Raw genomic sequence first — 19895 nt, 5'->3', positions numbered from 1 at the left:
GTTATTTATGAAAACATCTTCACTCCCCACTGTCAGTACTTTAGGGCTGGCGATATGCGCCGCGCTATCGTTACCAGCATGCCAGCCAACCCACACGGACACGGCGCAAACTGCCACCCAGCAACAGGCTAGAGCGCAAGTTAAAAAAATTGCTGACGGAGTGGTGGTTTCCCCAGCGCAAGGACAGGCAAAAGCCGTACGTATTCAGGTTTATCAGGATGATATTTTTCGTATTACCAGCATGGCCCATGACGACTTCAGTAAAGTGGCCAAAAGCATTCAAGTTGTCGCTGAGGCGGGCGGCGACTTTGAGGTTACGCAGAATGCCGAGAATGTGGTAGTCAGCACCGCCAAAGGACAAGCTCGGGTTAGTCTTAACGATGGCCGGGTAAGTATTGTAGATAAAAACGGAACCACCTTATTGGCAGCCAAAAACAGTGGGCAGTTTGGCCCGGTTACCGCTGATCCTGAGCCGGTCAAAGAAAACAGCCAGGTTGCAAAGCACTACGCGCTAACCCAGCAATGGAATGAGGGGGTGTCGGAAAATCTGTTTGGCTTGGGACAACATCAAAATGGGCTGGTAAACCTGAAACAACAAAATGTGTTCTTAACCACCCACAACCTGGAAATTACCATTCCGTTTTTAGTGTCGGATAAGCACTATGGTATTTTGTGGGACAATGCTTCCCAATCACACTTTGGTAATCCCGAGGGCCTCAAACCGCTTAATGAAGACCTTGATCTCTATACTGCAGAAGGCACGAAAGGGGGCCTTACCGCCCGCTATTATGATGGCGACAAACTCCTTTTAACCCGCGAAGAAACAGGCCCCGACTATCAATTTCTTGCCCATAATACTACCCGGGAAACGCCTTTCCCTGCGCAGCTCGGTGAGGTAACTGAACCCAGGATTGTCTGGAGCGGGAGCCTGGAAGCTAAACAAACCGGCAGACACACTTTGAAAATGTACAGTAGTGGTTACGCCAAACTGTCCCTCAATAACGAGGTCGTACTGGATCGCTGGCGGATGAACTGGAACCCGTGGTATCACGATGTCACGGTAGATATGACAAAAGGGCAAAAGGTACCGGTTGAAATAGAGTGGGATTCACAGGGAGGCTATCTGGCGCTAAACCATATCGGGCCTACCGATCCTGCCAACGCCGCATCAGTATCGTTAAGCTCTGAAACCGGCCGGGCGATTGATTATTATGTTGTTTTGGGCGACGACTATGACGACATTATCGGCGGCTATCGTCAGCTTACCGGTAAGGCCGTATTACTGCCCAAGTGGGCATATGGCTTCTGGCAAAGCCGCGAACGGTATAAAAATCAGCAGGAAGTGGTAGATACTGTTAAGCAATATCGTCAGCGAGATATTCCACTGGATAACATTGTCTTAGACTGGAGTTACTGGCCGCAAGATGCCTGGGGCAGCCACAAGTTTGACCAAACTCACTTCCCTGAACCGCAAAAAATGATAGATCAGGTGCATAAACTGGACGCCAATATTATGATTTCAGTATGGCCAAAGTTTTACGCCAGCACCGATAATTACAAAGAGCTGGATGCCAAAGGGTATATGCTAAACCGCAATGTCAAGGTAGAGCAAAATCTGGACTGGATTGGCCCGGGCTATTTAAATGGCTTTTATGACCCCTATCCCCAGGAGTCACAGCAGATATTTTGGCGGCAGCTTGATGAAAACCTTAATAGCAAAGGTATCGATGCATGGTGGCTGGATGCCTCTGAGCCGGATATTCACTCTAATTTATCGTATCAAAAACGCAAAGAAAATATGACTGGACTGTCGGTAGGTACCGGGGCCCAATACTTCAATAGTTACGCCGTGCCCAATGCAGAAGGCGTGTATAAGGGTGAACGGGAGAGCGATCCGGAGAAACGGGCGTTTATTCTTACCCGTAGTGGTTTCGGTGGTATCCAGCGTGCCGCCGCGGCTATCTGGAGTGGCGATACCGTTACGCGCTGGTCAAATCTAAAAGAACAGATTGCAGCAGGTGTGGGTACTGGCCTATCGGGCATGCCTAACTGGACGATGGATATCGGCGGGTTTACCCCCGAAAATCATTACCGTTATGCAGATGGCACCGATGTTGGGCACTTTTCACAAATGGATAAGGAGTATCAACAGCAATGGCAGGAAATAAACCTGCGATGGTTCCAGTTCGGTGCGTTCGTGCCATTATTTCGCTCCCACGGTCAAAACCCTTACCGCGAAATTTATAACATTGCCGATGAAGGCACGCCAGTGTACAACTCGATGGTCTATTACACCCGGCTACGTTATCGCCTGTTACCTTACATTTATAGTGAAGCAGGCAAAATGTATGACCAACACAACACGCTGATGCGTGGTTTAGTAATGGATTTTGCTGACGATGAAAAGGCCCTGAATATAAATGATGCCTATATGTTTGGCCCGGCCTTATTGGTTAACCCGATATACGAGGCAGGGGCGACCACCCGCGAGGTGTATTTGCCCGCGAACACCCAATGGTATGATTTTTATACCGGTAAAGCTTACCAAGGGGGACAGACCATTACCGCCGCGGCCCCGCTAAATCGTATACCGTTGTTTGTGCGGGCCGGCGCTATACTGCCAACCGGGCCAGCCATCCAAACTGTTTACGAGAAGCCGGATGCACCTTATTTACTGACGATCTACGCGGGGGCCAATGGCGACTATACGCTGTACCAGGATGACGGGAAAAGCTACGATTATGAGCAAGGTAAATCCAGCCTTGTGCGGATTCAATACGATGATGCCACCCGCACCGTAACGTTGCATAAGCGGGTAGGCGCCTATGACAGTATGACCCCACAACGGGAATATCGTATCAGACTGATTGATGGAGCGACTGAGTCAGCCACTAACTGGGATACCGAAGGGGCCACGACCTTGCTCTATAAGGGCGAAAAAATAAGTACCATGTTATAGGAATTCACACAACGGCCTGTCAGCATGTTGCTGGCAGGCGTTTATACCAAGGAAAAACCAACTATGCCAATACGTATAGCCTGGGCCGTTTTAAGTGTGGTGTTCGCCAGCGGGGCCATTGCCACGCCTGCTGCACTTGTGAGCAACGGCGCGATAGCTGATAACGTCAGTGTGTCACTGCATGATACTATTAACCACAGAAAGGTTGGGGCGCAGACCACGGCCTTACCCGGCGATACTATGGTGGTAAACCACAGTGCTGGTTTACTGGATATAGCATTTAAAGATAGCTGGAGCTCGCAGTTATTGTTCAGCCTGCCGACAGCGTTTATCCCCCAGGCGCAAACCAGCCTTGAACTTACGGTCAATCCCGTGTCTATGGATAAAGCGGCATTCGGGGTTAGCCTGAATTGTGCTGGCCACTGCAACCGTACCCTGCGCCTGCGCGAGTGGGCCATGGCCCATATTGGTCAAGGCTGGCAAACGTTGCGTATCCCTTTAACCTGCCTGCAGGGAGCCCGCTCAGCTAACCACCCCGGGGAGGAAGTAAACGAGCCAGCCAACCTTTCCCTACAAGCACCGGTTCAAGTAGGTTTGCAACTTGGCGGAGAAGGACAGTTACAATTGAAGTCAGTTAAATTTACCCATCAGCCCGCGACGCTAAACTGCGTAGAAGATCGGCAACTGGCCACCACCCCCGCGCCGCTGAACGAGTATTGGTCGGCCAGCTGGTGGATACAACGTCATGAACAAAAGTTGGCTGAAGCCCATCGCCACAAGGTGGACTGGGTAATGCTGGGGGACTCTATTACGCAAGGGTGGGAAAGTCAGGGTAAACAGGTCTGGCAACAGCATTTTGGCAAGATTAATACGTTGAATTTGGGCTTCGGCGGCGATCGCACTGAAAATCTGTTGTGGCGGCTTGAACATGGCGAGCTGGATGCGGTGAAGCCAAAGCTGATCACTATTATGATTGGCACTAACAACACCGGCCACCGGCAAGACAGCCCGCAGGCAATAGTCGAAGGCGTAAACCGGATAATCTCATTAGTAAAAGACAAGCAGCCCGCTGCCACTATCGTTTTGTACGCCATTTTTCCCCGTGGGGCGGATGATCAGGATGAGCTGCGGCAGAACAACCAACATACCAACCAGCAGTTGGCGGCTCTGGCGGAGAAATTCGGCATCAGGTTTATTGATATTAATAACGCTTTTGTGTCTGCAAATGGCACTTTGAGTACTGATATTATGCCGGACCTATTACACCCTAATGCAGCGGGCTACCAAATATGGGCCGATTCGCTTAAAACGCTGGCGGCACAATATATTACCGAACAGCAGGGCTAGTATGATGAGCGGACTTTGCATATTAATGGTGGTCGTGGGGTTGCTGGCTGCCCCTGGCCTGGCGCACGCGCAGGCTATTAACCCGTTTACCGCTGCCCGCGACACGGCCCAACCAGTAACCTATACCAACCCAATCATTCCCGGTTTTTATTCAGATCCGAGCGTGGTGCGGGTGGGGGATGATTATTACCTGACAACCAGTACCTTTGAATATTTTCCAGCGTTACCCATATTTCATAGCCGGGATCTGGTTAACTGGCAGCAAATAGGTCATGTGGTGGAGCGGCCGGAACAGTTGCCTGAAGGTGTCGATATTTATGCGCCGACTTTACGTTTTCACGATGGCACGTTTTACCTTATCACCACTAACATAAATCGTGGTGGTAACGTTATTATGCACGCACAAAACCCGGCGGGGCCGTGGTCCGATGCGGTCTGGATAGATCTGCCAGGCATCGATCCGGATTTGTTTTTTGATGACGATGGCAAGGTTTATAGCATCGGTTCTGACTTTGAGCTGGCGCAGATAAATCCCCAAACCGGTGAGATTATCAGCCGCAGTGGGCCGGTGTGGGCCACCACCGGTGGGCGTTATGCAGAAGCGCCCCATCTATACAAAAAAGATGGTTGGTATTATTTGCTGGCGGCTGAAGGAGGCACAGAGGAAGCCCATTCTGTTACCATCGCCCGAAGCCACAAGATAAGCGGGCCATATTACAGTAATCCGGCTAATCCGATTTTAACCCATGTGAACCGAGCGGGTCAGCAAAACCCTATTCAGGGGGTTGGGCATGGCGATTTGGTAGAAGATCATACCGGACGCTGGTGGTTATTGTTTCATGGCTATCGTACGGTAATAGAGGGTGGGGTACATCATACCCTGGGACGAGAAACAATGCTGGCGCCCGTTAGCTGGCCAGCGTTTGGCTGGCCGCAGATTAACGGTAACGGCACCGTAACGCCCACTATGCAGACGGCTACGTTACCCTTAAAGCCCATAGCGACCGCCGCGCGCAGTACCGATTTTACCGCGCCGCTGGGTTTAGCATGGAATTATGTTCAATACCCGGCCCCGGAACGCTACAGGCTGGACGAACAAGCAGGCACCCTCACGCTAAACGCTACCGCAGGTGTACTGGAAAATCCAGGCTCACAGCCAACCTTTATAGGGCAGCGGGTAACCGACCCTTATTTTACCGCTACTGCCACCTTAACATTCACACCTGCCGCGCACGAACAAGCAGGATTAACCTTGCTAAACAACGGTGCGCACTTTGATATCATGTTGGTCAATGTTGCAGGTGAAATTAACGCGCAGGCAATTTTACGCTTTGGTGAGGTTGAACATCGCAGTAAAGCCGTCCCGCTAGCTGGCGATACCACGAACTTAGTAATTAAAGGGCGTCGGGACCATTATGAGTTTGGGGTTATTGAGGATAATCAGTATCAAAAACTTGAGACGGTAAGCGCCCGTTACATAAGCTCAGAAACCGTAGGCGGATTTACCGGAACGTATATCGGATTATATACCGTAAGCCCTCATTCGCTACCCACCCCCGCTATATATAGCAAGTTTACTTACACTAAGGACCAAGAATCAGCGACTGTGTCTGATGATTAAACCAGCCAGCAGGCGAACAGCCGCTTGCGCCAACCTAAGGGGCCGCGTGGATATTCATTTTGTACACCGCGTTGCCCAGGGGCGTAATACAGTTAACGGGTGACGCAGGTAGATGGGTGTAGGCTATCGGATTACGTGCACGGGGCGGGCGCCCCATGCACGTGAATACACTTATAATTTAACCAGTAACTTGCCTTTGTTTTTACCTTCAAATAACAGGTTAAGCCCTTCCATTGCACTGGTCAGCCCCTCAATAACATGAGAGCGGTATTGTATCTGACCTTTTTGCACGTAGGGGGCAAGCTGGCCTACCAGCTCACTGGCCTTATGCAAATGATCCGGCATCGCAAAGCCCTGAATCATGACCCGTTTCTTAATAAGCGGCAACCAATTGGGACCCGGTGATGGTTCATCAGCCTGATAATCGGCTATCATGCCACATACCACTACCCGGCCATGCTCTGCCATACGGTTCACCACATGCTTTTGAATTTCGCCGCCGGTATTTTCAAAATAAATATTCACCCGGTCCGGTGTGAGGCTTTCGAGTTTTTGCGCCAAATCATCTTTTTTATAGTTGATAGCCCCATCAAAGCCCAGCTCGTTAGTGATCCAGTCGGCTTTTTCATCACTGCCTACTACCCCGATAACCCTTAGCCCGTCAGCTTTAGCAATTTGACCTACAATTGAGCCTACTGAACCGGCAGCCCCGGTAACCACCAAAGTCTCACCGGACTGTGGTTTGCCAATGTTCATCAATCCCTGGGTGGCCGTTAAGCCGGGTAAACCGAATACGCATAATGCCGTTTCTTCATCTATCCCATCCTGAACTTTATTCAGGCCTTGTCCGTCGCTCACCAGATATTCACGCCAACCCATCATTCCCATCACCAAATCGCCTTCGGCAAAATCAGGATGATTAGAAGTAATGACCTTACCTACGCCGCTTGAACGCATGACATCACCAAGTTCAACGGGGGGAATATAGCTTTCTTCGTCAGCGGTCATCCAGCCAAGCATGGCTGGGTCAAGTGACATATGCGTCTGCTTTACCAGAATCTCATTGTCGCCGGGCTGTGGAACATCACGTTCAACAACTTCAAATAAATGCTCGCCGATTTTGCCGTCTTCAGGACGCTGCTTAAGTAGAATTTCTGTATTTTTCGCCATAATTGTCTCCATGGGTTGAATTGCCATTCTTACGGCAGTGGCGGCGCAGCAGACCAAAATCAATGGATAACCACAAATAAGCGCGGCAAAACCGATGAATAGCAGACCACTACGGCCAGCGGTGAATAAGGTATGCTCGACGGTAGATGGGGAGACTAAACGGGGGCGGGTAATACATAGATTGACGACAGGCATATTCAGCCTGGGCCGCGTGAAACCTGAACCTTACTGTAAAGCCGTGACGCGTTAGTCCCTGAAGGCTTGCCCCCCGAATTTGCTTTACAACCTCACTTTGCCAACTCGCTTTATGAACTTACGTTATAAAATAGCTCAGGGGGTAAATAGCTCAGGGGTAAACAGCTCAGGGGTAAACAGCCCAGAGGTAAATAGCCCAGAAGATATATCGGTAAGCCGCGGGTACATTTACCCTGCAAACCTTTTGTAAAATAGCCCAGCAAATACTGCGTGGGTGAAATGGGTAACTGAAAGACACAGGGTAAGTACCTGATCACTTTCCCTTCTTTTGCTTGCCTTCCTGGACCTGAAGCAAGCCTTACCTGGCGAAGCGCCAGGCGATAGGCTCCGCATAGCCCTCAGTTTCGGGGCGTTAACCCAGAATCTTGCCAGCGCGGGAAACGACGTACCTAACTACCCCAGGCGGTGAGGCCGTGTTGCTTTCTTGCTTACGCAACATCTAACCTACCTACTTTATTAGGTACCCAGCCTGCTTAATAGCCATCCAAGCACCGCATGCCACAGGTATGAAGGGTGGCCGTTTCATTTTTACCCATGGCGCAGCCTTGTTGACTAGGGATTTTCCGAGGCTATCTGGCGAATAGCCTGCGCTAATTCATCAGGTTCCTGGGCACCGGAAATCAGGTATTTGTTGTTGATTATAAAGGCGGGCACAGAACTTACCCCAGCTTGCTGGTATTGCTGCTCTTCTCGACGCACATCATCGCCAAACTGATCAGAATCCAGCACCTGTTTCGCTTGCTCGGTATCTAACCCGGCAGCTTTAACACAGTCAAGCAATACGCTGTGCTCGCCTACCGGTTTCGCGTCACCAAAATAAGCATCAAATAAAGCGAGTTTCATTGGCGTCTGACTATTGTGCGTCGCAGCCCATTTTACCAAACGGTGAGCATCGAAGGTATTGGCCGTGTAACGGCTTTCCATTTTGTCAAAATGCAATCCTAACTCGCTAGCAATCGTCATCATTTGGCGTTGAGAGTCATTTATTTGCTCTTCTGTCGCCCCGTATTTGCGACACAATGCGGGTACGATAGGTTCTGGTGTGGCGTCAGGATCAGGATTAAGCTCAAATGCGCGCCAGGTGAGGGTGGTACTAACTTCAGGAAGTTGTTCTAACGCCTGTTGTAATCTGCCATAGCCGATGGCACACCAGGGGCAGGCGACATCAGAAACCAGATCGATAGTAATATCAGTCATAAATTACCTTAACAATGGTTGGTCTGGCCGGTATGTTTAACGAAGCCAGACGCAGAAAGTTGCTTATGTGCGTTACTTAGATATGCGGATGACTTGGCTATACGCAACCAGCGGGACGGGCCAAAATGCCGTTTATTTATGGTTAATCTACCGGCCGGGGGTAGTAGTCAGGTAACTGATCCTTTTATACTAGCTATGGTATTGATATTTATGTGAACATAGCCGCCTATGGTAGGGCTGGCCCGCGTGACGCAGGCGATGACGCTCTCTCGATGCTCTATGGCTTAACGTATTACGCTAACAACGATAAACCATAGGGTCAGCAACAGGAAAAGCAGTATTGGAATCTTCTACGCATTTTAGTCTGGTCAAGTTAGATAAACCCCATATTCGACGGGCCAGAGTATTCTCTGGTATCAGTCCCAAAGCAATGCGACGGGTGTTTGGTGCCTGGTTGGCGTTTGTCGCGGTGGTTGGCCTGCTGGTTTTCCTGGCGCCCGGGTTAAGTACTACGTTTATTTTAACCACCGTTGCAATGCTTATTGTGTTTACGGTGGCGATGTTTGCGCAAAGCAGGATTGCCGAGGGCTGGCCGGCCGTTCTGGTAGACCAGGATATGCTGTATGTGGTACGCGACCCGTATAAGCGTGAATTTTTTCAATTGCCCCCTTCACTGGTAACCAGTGTAGAGTCCACCTTAATTAAACCTAATAAAAAAGCCATTGCCTTGTTGCTGGATACCGCGCAGCTGACTGAATCGGATATCGAGATGCTTAACCAGGCAGTATGGCCCCGAGATGACCGCTTATTGGCGTTGGCTCATTTTATCAGCCGGGATAAAGCCTGTGCAGACATAAGCCAGTATATTAGCCGTTACCGCCGTTGAGCACTGCACCGGCTTGTATCGACCAAACCTAATAGCCACCACGCCTGCTTTAAAATAAGTTAGCTGCTATTGCTGCGTCAGGGCCAACCTCGGGGACCTACGGGTAGCGATGATACAGGCTCGTAATCCTGTAGCCTGCTTTGCGTGCTGCGTTAAATCCTGCGCAGCCAATGCTCACATTTGGGGTGTTGCCTTGATATGGAAGCTAACACCCTCCCTGCATCATCCTTACTGAATTCTTTTTCCCAATAAAAAATGTTTGCGGTACAAATATTTACATTTTGAGTGCGTTTTTATAACCGGTGGTGGTACTGTAGGGCACACAAATTGCCTAATCAACGTTATGTACACTATTGCGTATTCTGGCGTATCTTGTACTTAGCTCTACAAAATAGGAAGTGGGGCTCTGGGCTGCAATCATATAGTGTTGTGCGCAGAGCGAGTCCCCATCAGCATGTCACTCGCTTAGCGAAACAGCTATATGACTATAACGAAAGGAGCGGGAACACATGCTCGGTAAACAGGTATTACACATTTTGGTAGTAGAAAACGATCCGGTCACGGCGAGTTCTATCACCCGGGTGATGACAGGGTTAGGCTGGCAAGTCGACTTTGCCGCCAGTGGGCGAGCCGCACAAAAGCTGCATCTAGAAAAAGAGTATGATGTAGTGTTACTGGATGTGGCGCTGCCCGATGTGGAAGGCACACAGTTATGTGCGCAAATAAAGCAACAACAACCCAGCCCGCCGGTACTTTTTATCAGTGCCACTGAGAAGGGTGTGGCAACCTTACCGCACCACCCGGGGGACGATATTGCACCGGATGTTTCAGACATAAAAGATATTATTGCGCGCTGTCAGGCTTTGGCGACCAGTGCCAGCTTCCCGGTCAGCGCCTGACAGCGCAAAACCGGGGAGCTTGATAAGAGGTTACTGCTGGTGAACTTCCGGGCTGGCTGTTTTACTGGTTTGTGGGGCTGAAGACGATTCACAGGGTTCGCATTTACGGGTTAGCTGCAAAGCGGTGTAAAGTGGAAAATGGTCAGAACCATAGCCTGGCAATCTTTTTATTTCCACTAAGTCAAAATGATCAGAGTGAAACACATGGTCCAGCGGCCAGCGGATAAGTTTATGTTTGGCATGAAAAGTATTAAAGAAACCGCGGCCCCGGCGTGGATCTCTGGCGTGACTTAACTTCCTGAATTTCCTGGTAGTGGGCGACCAGGCGACATCGTTTAGATCGCCGGCGATAATTACCGGCCGGGCTTCTTCCACAATTTCCTGACCCACAATGGTCAGTTCCTGGTCACGGGGGCCCGCTGTCTCGTTTTCAGTGGGACTAGGCGGTTTAGGATGCAACAAATACACAACAACCGGCTCCCCATCTATTTCGATAGTGACCTGCATTGAAGGCACATCGTCTTCGACTATATAACGTACCGCTTCTTCTTTGAATGGCAAGCGGCTATACAAATGCATGCCGTAAAGATTCTCCAGCGGGCACGCAAGGCGATAGGGATAATCATCATGTATTGGCTGTAAGGCATCTTCCCAGTCTTTGTTACTTTCCAGCGTGACCAGCATATCGGGTTTGCGCTGCTCAACCAGCTCAATTAAGCCCTGATAATTATCGTTGTGCATATAAACATTGCTGGTCATTACGCTAAATACGCGGTCCTGGCGAGGCTGTTTTATACGGGTCACTTCGCGGGGGCCAAGTGGCGTGTAGGGAAATATCCAGCCAATCTGGTAGGCAATACAGCCAGCTAACAGGGCCATGAATAAATAGGCACTGGTCTGCACTTCCATCATATACAGATAGGCGCCCCAGCCAGCCATACAGAAGAGCATAATAACGATCTGCTGTACCCGGGGAAATTCCCATACGCGGATAAGCCAGTGCTCGCCAGGTAAGTGGGGAGCAATGGTGGTAAACACCATTAATAAACTCAATAAACAAAGTACTTCGAACATGTCGTGCTTCCTATACCAACGCGCGTGCCGTGGTGATCGATAAGTTAAGGCACATGCCTTGGGTAACTTGGATTGTTACGCGGCATCGCCGGTTAGGTTCACCCTTCTTTAGTAGATACAACGAAAGACAGCCAAAACTAAGACAATATTACGTTATTCATACGTAAACCTTGCAAAATCTAATTAATAAGTGCTAGCGCTGTAATTTCCTATTATACTTATTATTCAATAAGATAGCATGTATTTAAGCAGGTTGGCACATTGCTGGCATCAACAGAGTATACATTGACAAAGGAGAGTTCATTATGAAACGTACACTACTGTCTTTACTGGTAGCTGGCATGGTAAGCACTAACGTAGCTGCCGCTGATATGCAGTCAGAAAATAACTGGGAAAAAGGGGCGAAAGACGCCTGGATTGATGGCAAAGCAGAAGCAACTTTATTGTTTAACGGCAATCTCAATTCGTTTGATATTAATACCGATGTGAAAAACGGCAAAGTCGTATTAACCGGTAAAGTGAAAAACACGGTTGATAAAAAGCTGGCTGAAGAGCTGGTGGAAAATATTGAAGGCGTAACTTCGGTTGACAATAAACTGTCCGTGGTCAGCGACAGTGACATGTATGCTGAAGGTGAAAACCACGATATGAAAGATGATATGGAGCAAAAAGCTAACGATGCAGGCAGCGAGTTAACGGATGCTAAAATAGCTACCGTTATCAAAACCCGCTTGTTAATGGACTCTGATATCTCCGGTTTTGACATTGATGTGGATGTTGAAGCAGGCAATGTTACGTTAACCGGTTTGGTTAAAACGGATGCAGAACGTCAGTTAGCGGTAGAAATTGCTAAAAATGCTTCTGATGTCAAGAATGTTGAAGATAATCTTCAACTTAAACAAAAGTCAGCGATGAATTAATTTCCCGTTAATCGAGTATCCCTGGAATATAAGGCGGCATCTTTGATGCCGCTTTTTTTTGTTTGCAAAAAAACGACGGTGAAAAGCCTGCCCGCTGCTGACATTTCATAATTGTGTAAGATCGGCATGTAAATATTTCCCGGTAGTGGGGAGAAGTTATAAACCCCGCTAAAGTTGCGCTTTTCATAAAACTGCAACTTTTTCTGTAGGCTTTGCTGGATATGGGTTTGCGCCCTGTCTATTTTGTAATGTGAAGTTGGTGCAATCCTTGAATACCTTTAGGTATCAGGAATGAAAAATAGCCCGAGTCTGCTGTTTTTATTCAATGGAAATGCATCAAATAATATTGAGGGATATTCAATGAAGCTGTTAAAAACTAAGCGCTATGCTAAACCGGAAAACCGTTTCCAGCAGTATCTGCAAAGCCAGCCTGTGTTCAACTGGTTTGATCGTTACGATGATAAGAAAAACGCCGAGCCCGTCTCTTACCCTGAAACTTCCCAAAGTATGAGTTGGATAGCGAAGCGAGTGGGTGAATAGCTCATACCGGCTGGTTGGCCAAGGCGGGAGTATACCGTCTGCTATCGCCAATGCCATGAGTCTTAACGTCTCTAAACCTAAGATAGCTTTTGCTATTAGGAAGCCTTTAACCTGAGGTAGCTTGGCTCCCCTTAATAAATGTATTACTCAATCGCCGTCACCGGCTGGCGACGGCTTTATAAGCAGGGTAACCTGCAATACAATCGCTTGAACCCATATTAGAAGGCCTGACGCTTGGCAACACGCCTCTAACGACACAAAGAGCCTTCAGCGAGATAGAGAGCCTTCAGCGCAATACAGTGCCTTCAGCGAGATAAAGAGCCTTTAGCGGAATAAAGAGCCTTCAGCGAGATAAAGAGTCTTCAGCGGAATAAAGAGCCTTCAGCGAGATAGAGAGCCTTCAGCAAAATAAAGAGCCTTCAGCGAAATAAAGTGCCTTCAGCGAGATAAAAAGCCTTTAGCGCAATACAGCGCCTATAGCATATTTCAAAGCGCAGACAAACGTAGAAGGTAAGAAGGAACCTGGATAATTTGTTAACGCACCCAGCTCCCGTACTATTTCCGCAGTGTCACCGCCTAATCGCCGCACTATTGCTTATGGCGTAATCTGCATGCAGCTGACAATACACATGTGTTACTACGTATTGGCATTTGGTATGTGGAGCGGGGCGAAGTGGTCAGGCCGGGCTCCATCGTCAGTAGGAACAATGAGCCAAAGCAGTAACCTAAATTTGTTGTGCAGTGAATATGGGTTAAATGTCGGTATACGGCCACACTTTGCTATCCATAGGTTATCCTTCGTATCCCCTGACACCTATTGGCGCAGGCGACAGCCATGTCCTGGTTGAGGGGGACGGTGATCGCATGGATTTTTCAGTGGGCTCTATTGCACCGTAGAGGAAAATAGCACCAATGGCGCGACGGCGCGGATTAAAGCGATCAATATAGCCATGGTGAGCGTATTGAAATTTATAAAAAAGATCAGGATGTTGCACTGTATTAAATAATGGTGGTGCAGCAGGTAAAAGACAACTAACTGGATGGATTGTTTGTGGTTAAATCGGTTTCTCATTTACTGACACTGGTACTGACACTTTTTGTGTTAGGTGGCTGTTCCAGCACTACTCAGGCGCCCCCCTCTACAGATACATCTACCCGGCAAAGTACCCCCGCCAACCCCGATAACCCCGAACCAAACGATGCCGTTGAGCAGCTCAATAGCGGTAAAAAGGTTAAAGTCGAAACCAGCCAGGGCACCATCGAAGTTGAACCCACGGTGGTGGCTATTACCGATGCTCAGGCGCCGGCCGGGCAGTCTTCATCACAGGTTTACTACAATGACCCCTGGGAAGACTTTAACCGCAGCATGTTCACGTTTAATCATTACCTCTATAGTTACGTGCTCATTCCGGCCTCTGACGGCTATCATTATTTAGTGCCGGCAACTGTTCGCGATAAAATCGGTAATGCATTTGATAACATTCGGGAGCCGCTCAATTTGCTAAATAACCTTGCCACAGGTGAATTTGATGAGGCGGGAGCTAATTTAAGCCGGTTTCTCATTAATTCAACGGTGGGCTTGTTTGGTTTATTTGACCCGGCGTCTCACTGGTTTGATATTGCGCCACACAAACAAACAATAGCCGATACCTTGTTTCATTATGAGGTAGGCGCTGGGCCCTATCTGGTTTTGCCGGTATTAGGTCCAAGTGATTCAAGAGGAGCGTTTTCGACCGTTTCAGAAGGTTTCATTCACCCGGTAAATCAATTGATAGATACACCACAGTCTTACCAGATCAGAGCTTTTGACGGTTTTGATGACTTCTCTGATCAATCAGAGACCTATCAAAGCCTTTATAATAAGGCTAACGACCCATACCTGTATTTCCGTAATCAGTATATACAGGGGCAACGCCGCGACGAGTATTTCTATTACAAAGAGCAGCAAAATGAAGAATAAACTTGCCCAATTTATTGTCAGCAGTCGCTGGGCAATTATCGCGGTATTCGCTGTACTTCTGGTACTTGCTATCAGTCAGTTAGGCAAATTTAAAATTGACGCATCAGCCGATACGCTGTTGGTAAAAGACAATAAGTTATTTATTGAAAATCAGTTGGCCAATCAGGTTTTTTCGCCTGATGAATTTATTTTACTGGCTTACGAGCCGCGTAATCACGCCTTGTTTTCCCGCCAGACGTTCGATGATATTCAGGCTTTGTCTACGGCTATTGAGAAACTTGACAGGGTGAAAGCCGTTACCTCCATTCTTTCTGTGCCTTTAATCCAGGACACCGCGGCACTTACCGCTTCGGCCGATGTAAGTTCTTTGACCTGGCAGCAACAAGGTTATTCCCCAGAACAGATGGAGCAACTAATATCTGGCCATCCTATCTTTACCGATTTACTTGTAAATCGTGATAACACTGCCACCGCTATACAGATTGTATTTGAGGAAAACGCGCAGTTAGCCGCCCTCGAGCGCAAAATTACCGAGATTCAGACGACATTATTGGACACCTCGTTATCGCAGGAACAAGAACAGACGTTGGCTACATTACAGCAGCAAGCTGACCCGATACGCCAACAACTTACTGAAACCCGGCAGCAGGAAATTGAGCAGTTGCATAGTATTACTGCTCAGGTGGAAGAGCGGGCAAGCACCTATCTGGGCGGTTCCTATGTGGTGGGCCAGCATTTAATTGATATTATCAAAGCAGATTTACAAACTTTTGGTAGTGCTATCGCTATCGCTATTGCAGTACTTTTGCTATTGCTTTATCGCACCATACGCTGGGTCATCTTCCCCATGGCCGCTTGTGCTATTAGTGTGGTGCTTACTATGGGGTTATTTGGCTTCCTGGACCTGCGAACCACGGTAATATCGGCTAACTTTGTGGCATTGCAGCTTATTTTGACCCTTGCAGTGATGATTCACCTTATTGGTGCCTACCGCGATATCAGCCGCACGCACACTAATTACACCAAACATGAGCGCATTGTGGCGACCTTACAGGAAAAACTTGCCCCATGCTTTTTTGCTACGCTCACTACCTCGGTAGGGTTCGGCTCGCTTGTCTTTAGCGGACTGCAACCGGTGGTGGTGTTTGGCTACATGATGCTTATTGCCATGCTGATTACCATGCTGGTGAGCCTCCTTTTGTTTCCTGCTGTTTTATCCTTGCTAAAGGCGCGCAACGAAAGCGCCGAATATGCCTTCATCACTCACTTTTATAAGCGCATTAAGGCAATGAATTTAGCCCGGCCGATGACGGTTTCAGTTGTTATGCTAACCTTATTCATTGGCCTTGCGCTGGGCATCAGCCGGCTGAATGTAGAAAATTCTTTTATTGATTATTTTGCTAAGGACACTCAGGTATATCAGGAGCTGGCATTTATAGATAAACAATTCGGGGGGTCTACACCGCTGGATATTATTTTAAAAGCGGATGCGACAGACGCCAATAACGAATTGGTATTAACCGCTGACAACGTTAACCAATTGCAATTGGTGCAGGCCGCGGTTAAGGCATTTGAAGCCACCGGGAGTGTAACTTCTGTGGCTAATTTTACCGAGCTGGCGCGGCAACTCAACGATAATAGGCCGCTAACTGAATATGAACTGACCACCGTGTATCGCTTATTGGATGAAAAAGTAGTTAACCAGCTGATAGGTTCCTATTTCTCTGCCGAGGATGATGAACTTCGTATCGCTGTGCGAGTTCAAGATACTACTGCAGGGTTGCAGCGGGATGAGTTTCTGCGTGATTTGCGCAGCGATATTAGTGCAGTGGGTGTGCCTGCTGAGTCGTTCTCACTTACTGGATTATTTATTCTGTACCAGGATATATTAAGTCGGTTGTTTGACTCGCAAATTAAAACCCTTGGTATCGTGTATGTTGTATTGGGGCTGGTGCTGTTTGCAATATTTCGGTCAGTAAAAGTGGCACTGATTGCCTTGGTGCCTAATGTACTGACAACATTAGGTATTCTGGGTGTCATTGGTTGGTTAGGTATTCCGTTGGATATTATGACGATCACCATCGCCGCCATCGCAATGGGTATAGCCGTAGACGATACCATTCATTTCCTACATGCCTATTTAAAAGGGCTGAAAGAGGGCACCGTCGGCCAAGCAGCACAGCGCGCCAGCGACGCCGCATTTGGGCATACAGGTTTAGCTATTTTGTTCACTACTACGATAATAGCAATAGGGTTTTCTCTGTTTGGCTTTTCAAACTTTATACCCAGCGTTAATTTCGGGTTATTAACGGCGACTGCCATGATCATGGCTTTGGTTACCGATATTACCTTGCTGCCCGCGCTATTGAATAAATTTGTAGCACGCAAAGCCTGATCCAGCTACCCGTATAAATAAACGGCATGGATAAACAAAACGGCCTCCAGGCCGTTTTGTTTATTTCGGGGCCTGTTAATCTCACATACAAAACACTAGTCTCAGGCTTAACCTCCTCTGTATTTCCTCTCGATAGACACCCACACAAAGATCTATACGCAGAGGTTTATATGAGATGGTCTATACGGGACAGCCATACAAGGGGACCTAAATGGACAGCCATACAAATTAAACATAGCTATGCCCTATAGAAAGTCTGAGGCAAGACACCCATGTAGTTTGAAATAGCTAACGATAAGCTTCAGACAAGACACCCATGTAGCAGCGAAGCTTCAGACAAGACACCCATGTAGGGCTCTAGGCAAGGAGACTTATAGGGGACAGCCATACAAGGGGACCTAAATGGCCAGCCATACAAATTAAACATAGCTATGTCCTATAGAAAGTCTGCGCCAAGACACCCACGCCTAGTTAGTGCAGCTACAGGGGCTCTAGGCAAGACACCCACGCATAGTTAATGCAGCTACAGAGCTTCCGCTGATTTAAGTCCTTTGCCACAACTAGGCCTATACAAGACAGCCATATTGCGTTAGGACTCTATGCAAGACACCCATACAAGGAGGCCTATACGGGACAGCGAAGCTTCAGACAAGACACCCATGTAGGGCTCTAGGCAAGGAGACTTATAGGGGACAGCCATACAAGGGGACCTAAATGGCCAGCCATACAAATTAAACATAGCTATGCCCTATAGAAAGTCTGCGCCAAGACACCCACGCATAGTTAGTGCAGCTACAGAGCTTCCGCTGATTTAAGTCCTTTGCCTCAGCTAGGCCTATACAAGACAGCCATATAGCGTTAGCGGCACTATTTGAACGGTAGAGACCTGAAAGCCATAGCCGACAATATTCAAGACGCCGCGGTTTTCCTATTGCGGATAGTCGACACCAATGGCGAAACGCCTGTCGGGAGCAGGGTTAACAGACAATGACGGGCCTGGCCTGGCTTAAAAGCCTCGTGAAGATTTCGCCAATCAAGCGTCTCGGTTTCGCTGGCACGGGAGTAATTTTTATATTCTTGGAGGCTACTTACACGGGCAGGGCGCATGCTTATTGATACAGGCATGTAATGATTGGGATCCACGGGGTCATGCGGTAGATGGCACAGAAATAAAAATACCGGAGATGTAATCTCAACGCAGTGTTTTTACCGGAAATAGAAAAACTTCGCTGGTGAAAAGTAACCTACTGAAGACGCTCAGCGGATAAAACAAATTCGAGCCACAAAAAACCCGGCACAAAGGCCGGGTTTTTTAAAGCTCAATCAGATTAACAATCTTCGTCTTCTGATTTCATGCCTTCTTTTACGTCTTCGCAAGTATCTTCAACAGCGTTACCTGCATCATTTACTGCCTCATCCAGTTTCTCACCAGCATTTTCTGCTCCGCCGTCATCACACGCGGCCAGAGAAAAGGCGAAACCAGCTACCAGAAGGGTTTTTAGTAAATTTTTGTACGACAACATAGTCCTTGCTCCTTGATTAATAATTTATACTTTTGGTGATTTACCACGTAACGCATTCGCGATAAGTGAAATCACTAATAATGCGACAAATACGAAAAACAAAAATTGGGCAATGCCTGTTGCTGCGCCGGCAATGCCGCCAAAGCCAAAAACTGCTGCAATAATGGCGATGATAAAAAATGTAATGGCCCAACCTAACATGAGTATATCCTCGTATTGCTTCCTTAAAAGTCATAATAATATATGCTTTTATCGTGCCACAATAATAATCCTTTATTATTCAAAGGTTTATTAAAAACGTTTCATGTTGGTGGGTAGTAATAAAGGTACAGGCCTGTTCAGGGTTACAAGCACTATGCACTTTTTACACGTTGGTTACAAATAAAACAGCGCAATATTGCGAATTTCTTATATATCCATATAAATAACGCTAAATTTAATCGAATCATACTGTTAGCAAACTTGTTGTAGCTACCCAAAACGCTGTCAGCGTATCTGCCTTATTCCTTGGTAGATATTTTATTTCGATAAATTCAGCATGGCTTTGCAACCTTTTGCAAATGTAGCGGCGCAAGCGCAGCACCATACCACGTATGTTCAGGCCTACGCCAGCGAAGTCACTCTCGCAGCCCAAACCCGACAGATACAGATGGCAATAAAAAAAAGTGGCGGGTGAAAGACGCTGAACTAACCTGGTGATAAGGATATAACAGAACCATGCAAAGATAGTGTTAGCTGCGCATAAACTGTGAGTGCTCACATAATTGCAGCCGTCCGACCCTTTCGCTACGTGCTGGTACTTTTGAACTTAGTGCACGAGCCTGAGGCTCAAACAAAATCGAGAACAAACAACACTACAATCAAACAAAACCGAGCTCTAAAATATCAGACCAATTCTATTGGTAGGCTGACGAAACATAGTGGCAATACACTGGTTAAGCGGCGCTAAAGCAAGGGGCGCTAAGCCGTTACACACAACAGCCGGTTAGTTTAGGCGCTGTACGCAAGTTGGAGTAGGGGCATAACCAACAAAGATATAAGCATATAACGTCAACAAAGGACTAGTTGTGTTTTTACCGTGTTCCAGTGACTAACCAAACAACCGTGTTTTTCGCCCAATGAGATGGTGGACATTAAAAACACGGGGAT

General features: G+C 47.8%; 14 protein-coding genes. 9 read left to right on the top strand and 5 right to left on the bottom strand.

Annotated elements, in window-relative coordinates:
* Positions 1-7 precede the first annotated feature (7 nt).
* From D0Y50_RS11820 to D0Y50_RS11810, 3 genes are all read left to right on the top strand, one after another.
* Positions 8-2959 carry a TIM-barrel domain-containing protein gene (locus D0Y50_RS11820; RefSeq protein ID WP_117317131.1) on the top strand — a complete coding sequence of 984 codons (2952 nt, stop codon included), beginning with the start codon at positions 8-10 and terminating at the stop codon, positions 2957-2959.
* Positions 2960-3022: 63 nt separating this feature from the next.
* Entirely contained in the window at positions 3023-4306 is a 1284-nt protein-coding gene (locus tag D0Y50_RS11815; protein ID WP_170145501.1) for a GDSL-type esterase/lipase family protein, read from the top strand.
* A gap of 1 nt (position 4307) precedes the next feature.
* A complete protein-coding gene (locus tag D0Y50_RS11810; protein WP_170145500.1) occupies positions 4308-5927 on the top strand; it encodes a glycoside hydrolase family 43 protein in 1620 nt (539 codons plus the stop codon).
* A gap of 171 nt (positions 5928-6098) precedes the next feature.
* Here the strand turns inward: D0Y50_RS11810 and D0Y50_RS11805 are convergent, their stop codons facing one another.
* Positions 6099-7097: an NADP-dependent oxidoreductase gene (locus D0Y50_RS11805; protein WP_108567269.1), complete on the bottom strand. Its 999-nt coding sequence runs from the start codon at positions 7095-7097 to the stop codon at positions 6099-6101.
* Positions 7098-7904: 807 nt separating this feature from the next.
* Complete coding sequence (locus tag D0Y50_RS11800) at positions 7905-8549, bottom strand: DsbA family oxidoreductase (RefSeq protein ID WP_117317126.1); 645 nt, start codon at positions 8547-8549, stop codon at positions 7905-7907.
* 340 nt (positions 8550-8889) lie between these two features.
* Between D0Y50_RS11800 and D0Y50_RS11795 the strand changes: the two genes are divergently transcribed.
* Both D0Y50_RS11795 and D0Y50_RS11790 read left to right on the top strand, forming a co-directional pair.
* Positions 8890-9435, top strand: coding sequence for a hypothetical protein (locus D0Y50_RS11795; RefSeq protein ID WP_117317124.1), 546 nt, complete (start codon positions 8890-8892; stop codon positions 9433-9435).
* Between the two features lie 509 nt (positions 9436-9944).
* Complete coding sequence (locus D0Y50_RS11790; protein ID WP_108567097.1) at positions 9945-10334, top strand: response regulator transcription factor; 390 nt, start codon at positions 9945-9947, stop codon at positions 10332-10334.
* 30 nt (positions 10335-10364) lie between these two features.
* On the opposite strand, the gene D0Y50_RS11785 is transcribed toward D0Y50_RS11790, so the two are convergent.
* A complete protein-coding gene (locus D0Y50_RS11785) occupies positions 10365-11408 on the bottom strand; it encodes an endonuclease/exonuclease/phosphatase family protein (RefSeq protein WP_117317123.1) in 1044 nt (347 codons plus the stop codon).
* Positions 11409-11713: 305 nt separating this feature from the next.
* Between D0Y50_RS11785 and D0Y50_RS11780 the strand changes: the two genes are divergently transcribed.
* The 4 genes from D0Y50_RS11780 (at position 11714) to D0Y50_RS11765 (ending at position 17223) form a co-directional block, all read left to right on the top strand.
* Positions 11714-12328, top strand: coding sequence for a BON domain-containing protein (locus D0Y50_RS11780; RefSeq protein WP_108567099.1), 615 nt, complete (start codon positions 11714-11716; stop codon positions 12326-12328).
* A gap of 291 nt (positions 12329-12619) precedes the next feature.
* A complete protein-coding gene (locus tag D0Y50_RS11775; RefSeq protein WP_108567100.1) occupies positions 12620-12868 on the top strand; it encodes a hypothetical protein in 249 nt (82 codons plus the stop codon).
* Positions 12869-13919: 1051 nt separating this feature from the next.
* Entirely contained in the window at positions 13920-14828 is a 909-nt protein-coding gene (locus D0Y50_RS11770; protein ID WP_147318239.1) for an MlaA family lipoprotein, read from the top strand.
* Entirely contained in the window at positions 14818-17223 is a 2406-nt protein-coding gene (locus tag D0Y50_RS11765; RefSeq protein ID WP_117317120.1) for an MMPL family transporter, read from the top strand. Before D0Y50_RS11770 ends, D0Y50_RS11765 begins: the two co-directional genes overlap by 11 nt.
* Before the next feature lie 1328 nt (positions 17224-18551).
* Here D0Y50_RS11765 and D0Y50_RS11760 read toward each other — a convergent pair.
* Together D0Y50_RS11760 and D0Y50_RS11755 are read right to left on the bottom strand one after the other, a co-directional pair.
* Complete coding sequence (locus tag D0Y50_RS11760; RefSeq protein ID WP_108567104.1) at positions 18552-18746, bottom strand: hypothetical protein; 195 nt, start codon at positions 18744-18746, stop codon at positions 18552-18554.
* A gap of 24 nt (positions 18747-18770) precedes the next feature.
* Positions 18771-18947, bottom strand: a complete 177-nt coding sequence (locus tag D0Y50_RS11755; RefSeq protein ID WP_018982048.1) for a DUF1328 domain-containing protein — start codon at positions 18945-18947, stop codon at positions 18771-18773.
* Between the last annotated feature and the right edge of the window lie 948 nt (positions 18948-19895).

Source organism: Salinimonas sediminis (genome assembly GCF_003429285.1).
GTDB lineage: Bacteria > Pseudomonadota > Gammaproteobacteria > Enterobacterales > Alteromonadaceae > Alteromonas > Alteromonas indica.
The sequence above is the reverse complement of the archived record's forward strand: the minus strand, read 5'-3'. Positions and strand labels throughout refer to the sequence as shown.